Source organism: Pseudonocardia hierapolitana (assembly GCF_007994075.1).
GTDB classification, from domain to species: domain Bacteria; phylum Actinomycetota; class Actinomycetes; order Mycobacteriales; family Pseudonocardiaceae; genus Pseudonocardia; species Pseudonocardia hierapolitana.
This window is the reverse complement of record NZ_VIWU01000001.1, coordinates 6433834-6447086: the sequence shown is the minus strand read 5'-3', so window position 1 is coordinate 6447086 and position 13253 is coordinate 6433834. Positions and strand designations below refer to the sequence as shown.

1 protein-coding gene (running past one end of the window) is annotated in these 13253 nt (G+C 72.8%); it reads right to left on the bottom strand.

Annotated features, from left to right (window positions below):
* Positions 1–13253, bottom strand: the 5' portion of a protein-coding gene (locus FHX44_RS30740) for a preprotein translocase subunit SecA (RefSeq protein WP_147258977.1). Its footprint begins 22393 nt before the window's first position; the window shows 13253 of its 35646 coding nt (coding positions 1–13253); it begins with the start codon at positions 13251–13253; the stop codon falls past the left edge of the window.

Sequence of the window (13253 nt, the reverse complement as noted above, 5' to 3'; positions counted from 1 at the left end):
TCCGCGAAGGCCTCGGAGCGCGCGCCGGCTTCCGACCGGGGCAGGCGCGCGCCGCCACGCCCCAGCTTCTCGACCGCATTCGCGCGGAGCCCCTCGACCTCCGCGACGGGTATCCCGAGCTCGGCCGCCAGCGCCTCGGGCACCCTGCCGCTGCCGTACCCCACGAGCACCCGCAGCTCCTGCCGGCTCAGCCGGTCGAGGCGCATCTCGGCGTCCTCGGTAGCGGGGTGCGGCACGCCCGACTGCAGCCGTTGCCGCGCGACGCGCAGGGCGTCGACGACCTGATCGACCGTCAGCTGCGTGTCACCGGCCAACGACGCGACCTGCTCGGCCTCCCGCACTCCCGCGTCGAGGATCGACCCGAGCTGCTCAGGGTCGCCCGTGACGAACCGCTGACCCGCGATCGTCCCGGCGACCGGCGGGGGCACGCCCAGCCCCGCCGAGAGCCGCAGCCCATCCACCACCTGCTTCCGCTGGTCGGCCGACCACCCCAGGATGTTCCCGAGCCTGTGCGCCGCCTGGTACGACTCCGCCGGCGTGCGCATCCATCCGGTCTGCAGCAACCCGAGCACGTCCGCCGCGTCCACCGCCGGCGCGCCCGGCCCGGTGGGGAAGAGCGCTCGGTAGACGTCGTCCACCACGTCCCGGGCGTGACGGGGCGGAGGGACCTGGCCCGCGGCCATCGTCCACTCGTCTGCCAGCCGCAGGTGGTGTTCGGCCAGCCCGAGGTAGCCCTCTGCGATGTGCGCGGCGAGGGCGTTCGCGCGGTAGCGGGCCGCTTCGGCAGCCAGTGCGTACACCGGCGAGGCGTCGTCCTGCGCCTGATCGGCGTAGCCCTGGAGGTGCCGCGCGAGCTCGCCCCACACCTCCACGCGCTCTGCTCGCGTCGTGGTGCGCCACGCCGAGGGCGACACCCCGCGAGGTGCGCTCCTGCCGACCAGCGCGTTCTTGGACACCGGAACTGCGCGGAGCGGTCCCAGCCGCCCATCACGGAGATCCCGCTCGAGCTCCGGGGTCAGCACGGCCTCCGGTCCGTGGAGCACCAGCGCTGCTCCGCCGGGCTCCCAGCGCTCTGGGAGAGCACCGCTGCGGGAACCGGGCCCGGTAAGTCCGCCGGCCTCGCCGTGCCGGCCGACCTCGGCGTGGCGGCCGAGCTCGATGACCGCACTCTTGGGCACCTCCACGGTATGCGCGGCCTGTGGTGTCGCGTGCGCAGCAGCAGCGGCGTCAGGGGCCAGCACGTGTGACACGAGCATGGCGGCGACTCCGAGCACCTGCCTCATCTCGCCACCGCGCGCGGTGGCGGCGTCCAACGCGGCGTCGGCAGCCGCCGTGGGCCGGGCGGCGTGAGCGACCGGCTCCGCCTCCTGCTGCTCGCCGAGGAGCTCGTCGAGTCGAACGATGCGCGCTGCCGACGGCCGCTCGCCCACCGGTTGGGTCGTGATGGCGTACCCACCGTCGGGCCGCGCCGAGATGATGACGTCGACCGCGCTCGTCGGACCATCCGGTGCGCGCTGCGGTGTGGGCTCCGCCGGAGCGAACTCGAGGGTCCCGTCCGGCTTCAGCTGAACACGGCCCCGCCACGGCGACTGGCGGACGCCGTCGGCCGTCGCCCCGTTCCCCGTCTCGCGAACAGAGGCCGGCCCGGCACGGGTCGTACGTGCTCCGTCGAGGGGATGTTCGAGCACATAGCCGTCCTGCTCGGAGAAACGCCCCGCCGGGTCCGCCTCGATCGCCGACCGAACCCGCTCGGGTGTGCTCCCGACCGCGGCGGCGACCTCGGCGAGCGGGCGCTGCGGCCCCTGCATCGCCTTGTTGATCCTGCCGAGCACCGCGGACGTTTCGCGGAGCGCAGCGCGGGCCTCCCACCTGGTCACCCCGGTCTCGGCAACCACATCGGACACGGTGGGGCGCCTGCCGCGCTCGGCAGCCATCCTGGTGACCCGATCCACCGGCAGCGGCAACGGGGCGGCTCGCAAGGACCGGCGGATGGTGGTCGGGCGGATGCCCAGCGTCTGGGACAGCTGGTGAACGCCCGGGCGGACCCCGCCCCGTGCCGCGGTCAGCGCCTCGATCTGCCCGTTGATCGTCTGCGCCCGAGCCGGACTCACCCTGGTGCGCAGGTTGAACCCCAGCGCGCCGAGGGAGAAGGCCCCGATGGCCGAGTCGATCACGGTATCGGTCTTTTGGGACGGGGTGAGGCTGTTCCAGTTGGCCAGCGCGGAGTAGGTCGAGTGGGCCTGCTGCACGCCGAAGAGGGCGCCGCCGGTCAGGCTCGCACCGTTGCCCACCCGGCGCGTGACGACCGCGGCCGGCGCGAGGCTCCGCCCGGCGAGCATCTTGAGCCCGCCCCCCGCCCCGACGAGCAGGGTGGCTCCCATCGTCATCCAGTTCTGCCGGGCGACGGGGTCCGACCAGCTGATGTCCTGGTTGTGCTGGCTCCGCTGGTACTGGTCGTGTGCGGCCGTCGCGCCCATGACGAGGCCGCTGACCGCGAAGGCCCCAGTGATCACGGCACCGCCCACGGGCGCGCCCAGCCCGCTGGCGATGAGCAGACCGCCACCGGCGACGGCCAGCCCTCGCCCGGCCCACACACCAGCCGTCTTCCACACCGGATCGTCGTGACCGTCGATCTGGGTGAGACCGCTCCTCGCCTCGTACACGCCGTCGGCGGGGTTCGGGTCCGCGTTGTCGTAGGGGTACGTCGGCGCCAGCAGGTACTGGTCGTCGGGGAGCTCGTTGTGGAGCCGGTAGTCCTCGATGCTCGTGTAGGTCGCGCCAGATCCGTCGACGAAGGTGTACTTGTCCCGCACCTTCACCCGGAAGAGGGTGAGCTCCCCGACCACGGCGTTCGTGTCGTTCGGGTCCAGCGCGTACAGGCGGAGCGCAGCGATCTCGCCTCCCTTCTTCATCGCGCTCTCGAGCGCTTCGAGCGCTCGGTCCACCTTCTCTGCACCCTGCTCGCCCGGGTTCTCCCGCTCGAGCGACGCCCTGGCGGCGAGCAGGTCCTTGACCTTTGTGACGGCGGAAGCCTCGTACAGCGCCTGCTCCGGGCTCTGCCGGGACGCCAGGTCGGCGAGCTCGTCCTCGTCGAGGTGGCCGACCAGCGTGGCGAGGGCGGGGTTGTTCCGGTAACCGGGCGTGTTCACCGCCGAGTTGAGCACCAGCACCATGTCCGACCGCCCGGTCGACGGCAGCGCGATCAGGCGCAGGTTCGAGGTGTCCTTCCCGTCGGTCGCCGGGTCCCGCGCGTAGGCGAGGAGCTTGGTCTCGGGCGAGCGGGAGGCCAGGTCGCGGGAGACCGTCTCGTAGTTGAGCCCGGCGGTAGCGGCGATGACGCCCACCTGCGCGGCGAGCTTCTTGTTCCCCGACCCACGCAACCCCTCGGCGAGATCCGAAGCGCGCGTCTGGAAGGCGTCCCACGCCTTCATCTGGTCGGCCATGTCCTGCTCGCCGGCGTTGCGCGCGAGCCCGATGTCGAACTCCCGCAGGGGCTTGGCACCGGGCCTCGCGGCGGCGTCCCGCTCGGCCTGCCTCCGGAACAGCTCGCCGGTGGCTTCGATCGCAGCCCTGTCGGCCTCGATCCCCTTGCGCAGGGTCGCCAGCCGCGTGAACTCGGCGTCGAGCGCGGCGCGGTCGGCCGGGGTGGCCGAGCCGTTCCCGACCCTCTTGTTGTAGTCCTCGACCATCGTGTTGTACGCGGTGGTCCGGTCGTTCAGCGCGTCGCTGCGCAGCCGCACGTCCTCCTGCCGCCCCGTCAGGCTCATCGCGGCGACCGCCCGAGCATCGGCTCGCGCCTGCTGCTCGGGGGTCAGGACGACGGGCCTTCCCGCGCCGTCGACCGGCTCACCCAGACCATTGACGCCCAGTGCCTTCTGCAGCGCTCGGTTGACCTCTGCCGACGACTGGCCCTTGAAGAACCGGGACAGGTCGGCCTCGCCCGCACCGCGAGCCCTGGCGTCGATGAACAGTTGCTCGGCCTGGATCTGGTCCAGGCCGTTGATGATCCCGCGATCGATCTGGTACAGCGGGAACCGGTCCATCGCCCGGTCCCACAGCTGCCTCTCCTTCTGGGTCAGGGTGGACAGCGAGCCGGCTTTCTCGATCTTGTTCAGCACGGTGCGCAAGCCGGGCAGGGCCTTGTTGCCCTCGTTCTTGACGTACTGCGCGTTGGACTCGGCGGCGGTCGCCCGGGCGCCTGTGAGGGCACGCTCCAACCGGGTCAGCGGGCGCAACGCGTCCTTGTAGCGCCTCGCCGCGTCCGGATCGTCCTTGCGGAGGTTGTCCAACGCCTGCGGCGACAACGGCGGCAGCGGGTCGCCCTCCTCGACCCCGAACTTGGCCAGGTCCTTGGCCAGCTGCTTGTCGACCGCCGCACCGGTGTACGCCCGGGTGTAGTCCGCACCGAACAGAGGCATCCAGCTGGGATCGGCCTCACCCCGGCCCATGAACTTGTGTTCCGGGTCGTTGTGCTGGCAACCGCCGCCGCCCGCCCCCAGACCACAGGACCAGCCCTCGTTCGGACCGTAGATGTCCCGGTTGTAGATGTCCCGCCCCTTCGAGACGCCCTCGAGCTTCGTGTCGGGGTTCGGATACAGCAACGTCGCCGGCTTGCTGCACGATTCGGCGCACTTCAGGAACTTGCGCTCCTGCTCGTTGTTGGTGGTCTCGCCGATGCAGGTCCCGGCGCCACCGCAGTACATGAACCCGTTGTTGCCCTTGTCGTCCCGGTAGCGCTGGATGTACCAGCAGCCCTCGCCCTCGCAGTAGGCGCCGTCGCCCTTCGTCGTGAAGCTGGCGACCTTGCCGTTCCCGAGCAGCTCGACCTCGAACCGGCCGAACGGGGTCGGGCTGCCCTCGTTGCCGGCGAACTCGTCGTACATCACGCACCGCGCGGTGCACGTCCGCGAACGCGGGTCGACCTCGAGCGGGCGACCCTCACCCGTACGCGCCGCATCGCAGATCGCGCTGCAGTTCTCCTGCAGCCATGCCTTCGACTTGCCCGCGACGGTCTCGCTGCACATGCCCCGGCACGCGATGCTCCCACCCTTGCCCCGCGCGTCCGGGGCGACCACGACGATCTCGTCGTCGAGCGTGGGCACCGTGCGCCCTTCTGGCCTGGCGCGCTGGCAGAGCGCCGAAGCTGCTCCCACGCAGAGGTCCGGCATCAGGGAGGAGAGCGCCGGCTGCTCCGCCGGGTACTCGTTCTTGATCGTCTTGCCGTTCGGCAACCGGACCGAGCCGGACTGCCCGTAGATCTCGTAACGACCGTGTGGGTTGTCCGTGCCCTCGGTCTGGATGCGGACGGAGTTGGCCTTCGCCGCCACGTCGGGGGGCACTGGGCCGTGGACGCCCTTCGGCAGGCCCGTAGGTCCGTCTCCCATGGCCTTCAGGACGACGTTCTCCGCGGACGTGAACGTGCCGGCGCCCTTCCAGGTGAGCAGCGCCGACTGACCGTTCGGGCCGCGCCCCAGAATCTCGGCGTTGGTCCCGGTGATGTCGAAGGCGTCGATCTTGTCGCCCTTGACCAGCCAACCGCTGCAACCCTTCGGGCAGCTCGCCGAGAACCTGCCGGCCGCGTCGCGGTAGGTGGTGGTGCGGGCGCCACCCTTGCCCGTCGTCCAGGTGCCGGAGCGGCCGTCGGTGATGGTGCCGGTGGATGCGACCCACGCCTTCCAGACGCCCTTGGCGTCCACGGCGCTGGAGGCGGCCTTCGGGTCGGTCGCCTTGTCGTACTTCTGCTTCGGGTCGCAGACGCCGGTCTTGCACGGCTTGGTCGGTGTCTCCACACCGAGGTCCCCGTTCCGACCCCCGGTCAACCTCTGGCCGTTCCCGCCGACGCCGGCTTGCGCAGCGCACTCCGACTTCTGGCAGCTGTGCCATTCGCCGTACTTCTTGTCGCCGAGGTTGCGGTACCGGTACTTGCAGTCAGCACCGTCGCACTTCGTCTGCGCGCCCGTGTGGTCCTTGCCGAGCGTGGGGTGTCGGATGATCGGGTTGCCGTTCTTGTCGACCTTGCCACCGCGCGCGATGTACTGCGCCATCAGCGACGGGGAGGTCTGGGTGAAGTTGTTGCCGCCGCTCTGGTGGAAGTTCGCGCAGTTGCCCCAGCAGCTCGCGCCGCCTCCCCCACCGGGGCTGGCCTGGGCCCAGGCCCGCACGCCGCAGCCGCCGTCGCTGCCCGAGCAGGTGCCCTCGCCGTGGGCGTTCCAGCGCCCGCCCGGCGCGGTCCAGGTGGGCGCCTGGGTCCGGCTGTCGGAGGCCGAGGCGTGCGCGCGGTAGTGCGAACTGCACTTCGTGCCCTTGGAGCCGCGGCAGCCCGCGGCGGCCTCCGCGGTGCTCGGGCCCGCCGACGCTGCCGCGCTCGTCATGACCTGCCCGCCGCCGCGGGTGCCCTTGCGGTAGCCGGTAGCGGTGCCGTGCGCGTTGCTGCCCGGCCCCGAGGCGGAGGCATCGCTGTGCGCGCGGTAGGAGAAGCGGCACTTCGTTCCGGTGCAGCTGGCGCCGGCGAAGGCCTGCGTGCCGGCCGGGGAGCTGACGACCTGGCTGAAGCCCGAGCAGGCTCCACCCGCACCGGCGCGGCAGTTGCCGTGCGCGGTGGACTTCGCACCACCGGAGTGGGTGGCGCCCTTGGTGTTCACCCGGCAGCCGGTGCCCGCGCACGTGCCGCTGACGAACGCGCCGCGGCTGGCGCCGTGCGCCGCGACCGTGGTGCTCACCCCGGCGCCGATCTGGCCCGCGCAGGCGGTCTTGCCGCCGCACACGACCCGCCCGGTCGACGTGGTCGTCCCGCCCGAGGTGGCGCGGCCGGTCAGCTGGCCCGTGCAGCCCTTCTGCGGGCACGACAGCTGCGAGCCGGCCTGGCCGGTCACCGACAGCCCGGGCAGGGTTCGGGTCTTCTTGCTGCCCTTCGTCGCGACGACGCCGGCGTTCGCCGTGACGCTGGCGGTCGCGCTGCTCACCGCCGCGCAGCCGCCGCTCTTGCCGCGGCACACCGCGCCGGTGTGCGCCTCGCCCGCGGTACCGCCGATGTCGCCGGAGGTGCTGACGGTGCAGCCGCGGCCGACGCACTGGCCGACCACATTCGACACCGACATGCTCGCCGGCGGGTTGGTCACCTTCCCGGTACGGAGGATCTCCGCCGCGGTCGCGGCGTTCCTGCGTGTCTCCTGCGCGATCTGGGTGGCCTGGGTGGCCGCCTTCTTCTGCTTCTTCGTCGCGCCGGGCGCGGCGGCGACCTTACGAGCCTGCGCGGCGGCCTGCCGCGCCTGCCGAGCCTGCGCCGCGCTCGCCGTGGCGTTGTCCTCGGCGTTGGCCAGCAGCGTGTCCACCACGGCCTGACCGGACACCGAGTACGAGGTGCTCTGCATCGTGCAGGCACTGCCCGAGGTCGTGCAGGTGCCCTTGGTGGTGGCCTGTGCGTTGGCCGGTGGGCCGCGCGCCCCGACACCGCCCGCGGCGTTGTCCGGGTCCACGATGCTGCCGCCGCCGGAGCGCGGCGTACCGGTGCACTTGCCGCCGCCCGAGCAGTCGACGGCCGCGGAGGCCATCGACCAGCTCGACGGGCCCGACACGCTCGCCGCGCCGCCGCTCGCGGCCGCGCCCGGCGACCCGGCCGGCGGCAGGCCCTTCGTCTTGCCCTCCGGCGTCTGGGCGTCGTTCCGGCCCGGGTCCTCGCTGGAGTCACCGTCACCGGCCGGGGCGGTGCCCGCCCCGGCCCCGGTGCGCTCCGTGCCGGTCTTCGCGTTGTCCGTCGACCGGCCCCCGACCAGCGGGCTCAGCGAGGAGGCGTCCGGGCCGGAGGAAGCCCCGGAGTTGGTGACGCCATGACAAGCTCCGCCGGACACCCCCGCACACGAGGCCCAGGTCCGGTCGCCGCTGGTCTTGCCGGTGGCCCCGTCGGTCGCGCTGGCCGAGCTGGTGACCTTGCCGTTGCACGTCCCGGCTCCCTCACAGGACACCGCGCCGCCGGTGACCGTCGCGACCGACGGGCCCCCGGTGCGGCGGGCGTTGCTCGGGCGCTGGGCCAGCGTCTGCGCAGCACCCGGGCTGGAGTAGGCGACCGAGACCATCTGGCCCTCGCACGCGTCGCCGCCCCGGCAGGTCACGTCATCCCGCGTGGCGTCGGGCTTGCCGCCGTTGACGTCGCCGTCCCACGCGGACGCCTCGACGGTCACGGTGACCCGGCAGCGCCGGTCGGCGCAGCCGATGCTCCCGGTGGCCCTCGAATTCGCGGTAGCGCCCTCCTTCGGCCGACCCTTGCCCTTGAGCGCCTTGCCGGTCTTGGTGTCCAGCGCGACGAAGTCCGGCTCGCTGCCGGCGTTGGAGCGGGTCCCGACCACGCAGCTGCCGTGGCTGGCCGCGCAGGTCTCCTTGTGGCCGGCGCCCTTCCACTCGTCCGACACGGCCGTGTTGCGGGCCCGCGCCGAGCTCGACGCCGTGCCACCGCAACGCGTGCTGTCGGCGCAGCTGACGTACGCGTCGCCGGAGGAGACTGTGACCGGGGTGCCGTCGCGGCGCTCCACGGTGCTCACGCTGCTCGCCCCGCAGGACCCGCCGTCCCCGTAGACCGTGCAGCGGCCCTTGCCCTCGCTCTCCCGCAGCTTCACGTCCCCGGATGCGGAGCTCGTGGTGCGGGTGCTGGCCCTGCCCTTGCAGGAGACGCTGTCGCAGACAACCTGGCCGTGCGCCTCGCTCGCCGCGTGGAGACCGGGGCGTGCGTCGACGGTCGAGGTGGAGTCGGACGTGCAGCTGCCGCCGCTCACGGTGCACTCGCCGTGGCCGGTGGTGGTGCGGGTCGCCGCATTGCGGCCCTTGCCGTTGTCACTGCCGGTGGTGATGGTGGCCCGGGTGTCGGTGGTGCAGCTCCCGTTGGCCGAGCCACAGGCCGACGCCGAGCGGTCCGCCGCGGCGAGGGTGCTCAGACCGCACTGGCCGGTGCAGCGGCCGGTGGCCTCGGTCTCGACCCGCGCCTTGCTGCCCTTGGTCGTGCTCGCGGTCTTGCCGATCTCGTCCCGCGACGGCGTGACCGCCCGACCGGAGTAGCTGCTGGCGGCCGTGCAACCGTTCGACGCCTGGCAGCCGGTGACCGCCTGCTTCCGGTCGGCCATCGCGGTCACGGTGCACTCGCCGATGCCGCACCCGGTGGTGGCGGCCTTCTCGCCGCTCTGGGCGGTGGTCTTGCAGCCCTTCGTGGTGCACTTCGCGGTGGCCTTGTTCGCTCCCTTCTGCGACTTCGCGCCACAGCCCTTCCCGGCGAAGGCGGTGCAGTCGTCGCGGGTGACGTCGCCGGTCTTCTTGTTCGCCGCAGCGGTGTTGCACGAGGTGAACGCGCCACTGCGTCCGCAGGCACCCGCCGCGCCCTTGTCCCCGACCTCGACCGCGTCCACGACGTCGTTGCCCGACGCCTTCTGCAGCTTCTCGGTCTGAGTGCCGATCTTCTTGCGCTCCGCCGCCGTGAGCTTCTTGTTGCTGGCGAGCTGCTGCTGACCGGTCACCACACTGTTGATCAGTTTGCGGTTGGCCGCGCTCACCTTCTTCGCGGCGGCGTCGGCCGTCTTCTGCGCGGCCTTCTCCGCCTTGACCTGCTTGTTGTACTGCGCCTTCGTGATATCACCTGCCGCGAGGTCCTTCTTGGCCGCCGCGACCTTCTTCTCCGCCTTCTCGACCTTCACACGGGCGTTGACCGCAGTGTTGACCTTCTTCTCGGCCGCGGTCCGTCCGGTACCCGCCGCGGTACCGCCCGTCGCGCCGTGCGGCGCCTCCTCGACATTGACGGAGTTGAAGTCGATCTGATCGGTCGTCACGCACGAGAGGCAGTCACCGATCATGCTGTCGCCGCCGGAACCGCCGTCGGTGGGCGGGCCGATGAGCTGGTCCCCGAAAGTGACCGACCCGCCCGAGGTGCCCCCGTCGACGAGAGCGGTGCCGAGGCTGCTGTCGTAGGTGATCGCGCTGGAACCGCCGCCGTCGGAGTAGGAGCTACCGCCGTCCGAGCCGCGGGCGTCCACGAGAGCCGTGCCAGGGCTGCTGTCGAACGCGATCCCGGAGGAACCGCCGCTGCTGTAAGTGCTGCTGTCGTACGAGCTGCCGCCACCCGAGTCGCGGGAGGTCGTGAGGGCCGTGCCGGCCCTGTCGTCGAACGTCAGCTGCGAGGCACCGCTGCCACCGGAGTACGTGCCGTGCGTGCCGCCACTGTGCCGGCCGTGACCGCTCGGCTCGGCGTAGTCGGCAGCACCGCTGTAGTCGGCAGCACCGGAGAAGCCGCTGCGGCCACCGCGCCCCTCCCTGCTGCCGCGTTCACGAGCCGCACCGCTGTACCCGTCGGCGCGGCCGAGCTCAGCGAGGTCGGAGAAGCCGCCTCTGTGGTCGGTCGTGCCGTCGACCGCGTGCCTGCCGCCCTGCGCGTTCCTGCCGGCGTACCCGGAGAGGTCGGTCGCGTAGCTGTCGCTGGTGTATCCGTCGCTGGTGTAGCTGTCGCTGGCGTAGCTGTCGTTGGTGTCGTGGATGCCGTTCCCGATGCCGTCGGAGTGCATGGCGTGGTGTGGAGGACCGCGCGCGCTCTCGGAGGACGCCCACTGCGGGCCGAACGACCCGGTGTCGCAGCCTCCGCCCGAGGCGGCGCACGGATTGCCGACGCCGGGGTCGTCGGGTGGCAGCCCGTCGTCACCACCCGGGTCGAAGCGGCGCTCACCCGCCCGCTTCGCACCGGAGTCGCGCGCCAGCACGGCCAGCAGCTGCTCGGGGTGCTCCGACCGCTCGTCGCCGGACCTCATCGACCGCGAGACCTCGTCGGCCAGGTCCTTGACGGCGTCGACGAGCGCGGCCACATCGACGTCGCCAGCGGACAGCGCTGTGTCGACGGCCTCCTCGACCACGTCGACCACGCGGTTACCGACGCGGCGCAGGGACTCGGTGTCGACGTGGGTCCGCCGGTCCGACGCGTCGCGCATCACGACCTCGGGACCGCCCCGTTCCGCGGCGACCCCGCCGCCGCTCTCGGTGGCCTCGTCCTCGATGTCACGCGGCGGCCCGTCCCGGACGTCGCGCAGCATCTGCCCCGCGCGGTCGAGCGCGTAGTCCGCCGACTCCTCACCGGGCGGGCGGGCCGTACGCGGGCTGTCGTCGGTCCCGCGGGCGTCGCGGTCGCGCCAGCCGGAGCGCGCGGACTCGACGCTGCGGGTGATGTCCTCGCCGGACGAGACGGCCTCGACCCAGTCGGGCAGGCGCGTGAGCACGTCGCGCGCGACCCGGTCGGCGTCGTCGCGGTTGGCGTCGTCCCGGCCCGCCACGAGCTCCTCGACGGAGTCGGTCACGCGGCGCGCGGCGTCCTCGACCTCATCAGGCACGGCGCCGCCGGAGCTCAGGTCGCCGGAGCCCGGGTCGTCGACGAACAGGTCCATCGCGGTCGTGCCGCCGGACGGGTCGGGCATCGGGTGCTCATCGCGCCGGTGGGCGTCGTGGTAGCGGTCGCGTCCCGAGTACCGACCGTCGGCGTCCCCGTCGTCGACGGCCCCTCCATCGGCGGCCCAGAGCCGCGACCGCGCGGTGCGACCGTCGTCGCCCTCGCCGCTCACCCGGCCGCGCTCGGAGGAGACGTGCCCGCCGAATGTGTGGGACAGCCCCTGCTCCCGGAGGTCGACAGGCCGGTCGTCGCCGGAGCGCCCGGAGCCGCTGTCACGACTCGCGCCGGAGCGGCCGTGCCAGCCGCGCTCGGTGCGGCCGTCCGCCGGGTCGCCGTCGGAGATCGCCTCAGCTCCGAACGTCCGGGACAAGCCCTTCTCCCGGACGTCGATCGACCAGTCGTCGCCAGAGCCCTCGGAGCCGTCGCCAGAGCCGTCGCCGGAACCGTCGTCGGGGCGCTCGGTCCAGCGGCCCTCGGTACGGGTGTCGGTGCGGGTGTCGTCGTCACGGCCGTCCGCCCGGTCGCCGCCGGAGAACGCCTCAGCTCCGAACGACCAGTCGTCGCCAGAGCCCTCGGAGCCGTCGCCAGAGCCGTCGTCGGGGCGCGCGGTCCAGCGGCCCTCGGTACGGCCGGTCCGGCGCGGCTCGCGGACGTCGTCGCGGTCGGAGCGGTCATCCGTGGCGCGGGCGCGCCCCGATCCGCGGGAGTCGCGCGACCCCACCGCGGCGAGCTCCTGGTCGTCGGAACGGTCGCCCCAACGGCTGTCGGCGCGGTCCTCCCGGCGCGACCCACGGTCCTCGTCGCCGCCCGAGCGGTCGTCGCTCTCCTGCGATCGCGTCGATTCCCGGGAACCCCGCGTTGCGAAGACGACGGTGTCGCGGTCGTCGGACGCGGAATCGTCGCGTGCGCGGCTGTCGCGGGACGCGGAATCCCGGGAGGCGGATTCACGGGACCTGCTGTCGCGGTCGTCGCGGTCGCGGCTCTCGTCCTCGCGCGTGCGGCTCTCCCGCTCACCCCGGGAACGGTTCTCGTCGTGGCCGCGGCTGCGCGTCGCGCGCTCTTCGTCGCGGTTCCGATCGCTCTCACGGGTGGCGCGGCGGTTCTCGTCCCGGCCGTTCTCGTCCCGGCCGTTCTCGTCCCGGCCGTTCTCGTCCCGGCCGTTCTCGTCCCGGCCGTTCTCGTCCCGGCCGTCCTCGTCCCGGCCGTCCTCGTCCCGGCCGTCCTCGTCCCGGCCGTCCTCGTCCCGGCCGTCCTCGTCCCGGCCGTTCTCGTCCCGGTTCCACTCGTCGCGCTGGGGCCGCTCATTCCGGTCGCGGTCGCCCGTCTCCCGCTCACGGCTCTCGCCCTTGTCGCGCTTGCGACCGTCGTCCGAATCCTTGCGCGACTCCTTCCGTTCGCGCTTCTCCGTCTTCTGCTCGCGGCTGTTGCTCTCGTCGCGATCGCGCCCGCCGCGTTCCCGGTCGCCACGGCTGTCGTCGCCGCGGCTCTCGCCCCGGTCGGAATCGCCCCGGTCGGAATCCCCACGGTCGGAATCGCCCCGGTCGGAATCCCCGCCGTCGGAATCCCCACGGTCGGAATCGCCGGAATCGCCACCACCGTCACTCGACCCGCGGTCCTTGCCCTTGGCGGCGGACTGGTAGGCCATGGCGACCGGCACGGCCGCGGCCGACGCGGGGGTCGCGAGGAACGCCGCCCCGATCCACAGGACGGTGACTGCGACCGCGAGTCCGAGGACCCATCGCAGAGCGGTCAGCGCCCGCTCCGCGGTCGAGGTCCGCAGGCGCACGACCACATGCTCGCGCACGACGGGGCCGACGGCCCCACCGTGGGATGCGGCATGCGTGCGCAA